Source organism: Rhodosalinus sp. FB01 (assembly GCF_041365715.1).
In the GTDB taxonomy this organism is placed as follows: domain Bacteria; phylum Pseudomonadota; class Alphaproteobacteria; order Rhodobacterales; family Rhodobacteraceae; genus Rhodosalinus.
In genome coordinates this window covers 1-226 of sequence record NZ_JBGFSH010000035.1, presented here as the reverse complement: position 1 = coordinate 226, position 226 = coordinate 1, and the positions used below count along the sequence as shown (strand labels likewise).

1 pseudogene is annotated in these 226 nt (G+C 71.2%); it reads right to left on the bottom strand.

The annotated features are described in order from the left end of the window. Positions 1–226, bottom strand: a pseudogene (locus tag AB6A65_RS16385) (chain-length determining protein); the annotation flags it as partial.

Below are 226 nucleotides of genomic sequence, written 5' to 3'. Positions count from 1 at the left end.
CGCCGTAGCGGGAGTATGCGCCGTAGCGCCCGCCGTAGCCGTAGCGCTTCATGCCGGCCGGGTCGATCTGGCTCAGGACGAGGCCGGTAACCGGCACGTTCACCGTCTCGAACTGGCGCAGCGCCTCGGCCACCTGGGCGTGGGTCGTGCTGTCCCAGCGGACGTTGAAGACGATGGCGTCGGCGCTCTGCCCGATGACGCGGGCGTCCGGCACGACGAGCACGGG